This window comes from Clostridium sp. HV4-5-A1G (assembly GCF_900184915.1).
Classification (GTDB): Bacteria; Bacillota; Clostridia; order Clostridiales; family Clostridiaceae; genus Clostridium_B; species Clostridium_B aromativorans.
This window is the reverse complement of record NZ_FXYI02000271.1, coordinates 1-3,040: the sequence shown is the minus strand read 5'-3', so window position 1 is coordinate 3,040 and position 3,040 is coordinate 1. Positions and strand designations below refer to the sequence as shown.

Sequence of the window (3,040 nt, the reverse complement as noted above, 5' to 3'; positions counted from 1 at the left end):
GATATAATCAATTTATAATAATAATTATAAAGGTATAAAGGGATGAGTAATATGGATTTTATATTTAAAAATTTTTCTTTGGTTTGCAAGGTTTTGTTGGCATTAGCTGCTGTATTTATATTCATAAGGATAATACCTTTAGTTGTGATAACTGGTGTTGCTGTATTTGCTTTCTTTAATGTGAAGAAATATTTTAAAAATAGAAAAATAGATAAATTCAGGCATAAAAACGTAAATAATATAAGAAAAAAGGAAGATATACCTTTTGACATCTCACGTGAGAAAATTGTAGATGTGGATTATGATGAAATTAAAAAATAGCCAATAATAAATAAGAGAATGTTATGATTTTAAGGATTAGCTGGGAAAGGAGCTGAAAACCTTTTAGGTTATACTATGATAGAAACTGCTGTAATTACAATAAGTGATAAGGGGTCACAGGGGAAGAGAATCGATAAAACTGGACCTGAAATAAAAAATATTTTGGATAAGTCTAAATACAACATTGTATATTACAAAATAATACCTGATGAAATTGAGGATATAGAAAGTGAATTGTGTTATGTTTGTGATGAGCTGAAAGTAAATTTAGTACTTACAAATGGTGGGACAGGCTTTTCACCTAGAGATGTTACTCCAGAGGCTACTTTAAAAGTTATAGAAAAAAATGTGCCGGGAGTAGCAGAGGCTATGAGAATGAAATCTATGGAGATAACTCCAAAGGCCATGCTTTCCAGATCAGTGTGCGGCATAAGAAAAAGTACATTGATTGTAAATCTGCCTGGAAGCCCTAAGGGGGCAGCGGAGAATCTTCAATTCATATTGCCTGCACTACCCCATGGTATTGACATATTGATGGGCTGGGATTCTGAATGTGGTGAGAGAAAATGAAGAAAGGGAGAATAGCTTATGGAGTTGACACATATAAATAAACAGGGTAGAGCGAGAATGGTAGATGTAAGCGAAAAGGAAAATACAAAAAGATATGCGGTAGCAATAGCTTCCGTATATATGAAAAAAGAGACATTATCCATTGTAGCAGAGGGAAAGGCAAAAAAAGGTGATGTTTTATCGGTAGCCCAGGTGGCAGGGATTATGGCCGCAAAGAATACTGCCAATATAATTCCAATGTGTCATTCTTTAAATATAACAGGGTGTGACATAAAATTTACACTGGATTTTGAAAAGTCCAAAATTGACATAGAGGCTTCTGCAAAAATTTCTGGAAAAACGGGAGTTGAAATGGAAGCATTGGTGGCAGCCAGTACAGCAGCTCTTACCGTATATGACATGTGTAAGGCTGTGGACAGGGGAATGGTAATATCGGATATAATGCTTGTTGAAAAAAGTGGAGGTAAGTCTGGTCTATTTAAAAGAAAACTTTAAATATGTTCTGTAGGAGATGAAGAAAGAAACTATGGCAAAGGTTGTTTCGGTAAACATAAGTGAAAAAAAAGGAGAAATAAAAAAACCTATAGGTAAGGGATTATTCAGGCAAAATAATGGATTGGAAAATGACGCTCATGCTGGAAATTGGCATAGACAGGTAAGTCTACTTGGAAAAGAGAGCATTGATAAGATGAAATCCCTCGGAGTGAAAGGTTTATCCAGTGGAAAATTTGCAGAAAACCTTACTACGGAAGGTATCGTTTTATATGAACTTCCAGTGGGAACTGTACTCAAAGTAGGGGAAGTGCTTTTGGAGATTACACAGATTGGAAAAGAATGTCACAGTGGATGTGCCATACGTAAACAGGTGGGGGATTGTATCATGCCCAGAGAAGGTGTGTTCGCCAAAGTAGTTAAAGATGGATGGATAGGTGAGGGAGATCCTATAGATTTAGTTAAAAAGTAAATGAGTAAAAAAGATGGATTTTTCCAGAAATTATTTTTCGGAAAAATCCATCTTTATTTTATATATGAAAATTGCTATTCGTCAGTTTTTACACCTAGAAGATTCAATATGAAAATAAACAGGGGTATACCTATGAGAAGACCCCATATACCCATAAGGTGTTCAGAAACTATCAGCACTATAAAGGTAAAAAATATAGGAAGCTGTACTTTAGAAGACATCAGTTTAGGATTCAAGATATAGCTTTCAATAGCATGAATTATTGCAATCATGATCAATACATATACCACTTTAGTAAAGCCGCCTATGCTAAAGGCAATAATACACAATGGAATAAGGGATATTATCACTCCGGCTATTGGTATTAAGCTCAATATGAATATCATAAAGCCAATAGTTACCAGCTGAGGAAAATTCAATATGGAAAGCATTATTATAGATACAATGGTATTGAAAAAGGCTATTAAGATCTGAGCCTGAATTACCTTACCAAAAGTATTTAAAAAATTTTCCCCAAAGAAACATAGATATTCATATAATCCAGATATCTTACTGTGTTTGAATTTTTTTAAGAAGGAAATAATTTTATGTTTTTCCAGCATAAAAAATAAACTGAGCATTATGGAAATAAAAGTGTTAAGACTCCATTTTCCTATATTTGCAGCAAGCTGTATAGATATATTGAATCCTGATTTCAAATAACTTTTTATATCTATTTCACTTAGCATGTTTATTAAATAGCCTTGGACCGTATTTGAATAAGATTTCGAATTTATTTGAAAATCTGATATATTATTTATTATATATTTTGTCTGATTTATAAGCTGTGGAACTAATTTTACAACAATTAATACTATGGATACAAATAAGAGTGTATATAAAATTACAGTAATAAATTTCTCTTTTGCTACAGTTACTTTATGGACCTTTCTTAATATCAGATTTTGAAGGCTGTTCATTATATAGGAAAATAAGAAAGTAAGTAAGAATATGTCAAACACGGATTTAGACCAATAGAAAAAGAGAAGTATAGCAATAAAAAAAAGTATTCTTTTTATGGAATCTTTTGAAAAAAAATCTTTTAGGGAACTCATATCATATCTCCTTGGTATATATTATATAGTATGTATAAAGCATATAATGTATTAATAATAACCTTTTAAAGGAATATTGTCTATATAATAT

General features: G+C 32.0%; 5 protein-coding genes. 4 read left to right on the top strand and 1 reads right to left on the bottom strand.

Going from position 1 to position 3,040, the window contains the following annotated elements; translation table 11 throughout:
- Positions 1-51 precede the first annotated feature (51 nt).
- From J5G60_RS17555 to J5G60_RS17540, 4 genes are all read left to right on the top strand, one after another.
- Positions 52-321: a hypothetical protein gene (locus J5G60_RS17555; RefSeq protein ID WP_150359011.1), complete on the top strand. Its 270-nt coding sequence runs from the start codon at positions 52-54 to the stop codon at positions 319-321.
- A gap of 75 nt (positions 322-396) precedes the next feature.
- Entirely contained in the window at positions 397-891 is a 495-nt protein-coding gene (locus J5G60_RS17550) for a MogA/MoaB family molybdenum cofactor biosynthesis protein (protein WP_150359012.1), read from the top strand.
- 18 nt (positions 892-909) lie between these two features.
- Positions 910-1,386 carry a cyclic pyranopterin monophosphate synthase MoaC gene (gene moaC / locus J5G60_RS17545; protein WP_150359013.1) on the top strand — a complete coding sequence of 159 codons (477 nt, stop codon included), beginning with the start codon at positions 910-912 and terminating at the stop codon, positions 1,384-1,386.
- 31 nt (positions 1,387-1,417) lie between these two features.
- The gene (locus tag J5G60_RS17540) at positions 1,418-1,855 is read left to right on the top strand and encodes an MOSC domain-containing protein (protein ID WP_150359014.1); all 438 of its coding nucleotides are present in this window, start codon (positions 1,418-1,420) and stop codon (positions 1,853-1,855) included.
- A gap of 74 nt (positions 1,856-1,929) precedes the next feature.
- Here the strand turns inward: J5G60_RS17540 and J5G60_RS17535 are convergent, their stop codons facing one another.
- Complete coding sequence (locus tag J5G60_RS17535; RefSeq protein ID WP_150359015.1) at positions 1,930-2,949, bottom strand: AI-2E family transporter; 1,020 nt, start codon at positions 2,947-2,949, stop codon at positions 1,930-1,932.
- Positions 2,950-3,040 lie beyond the last annotated feature (91 nt).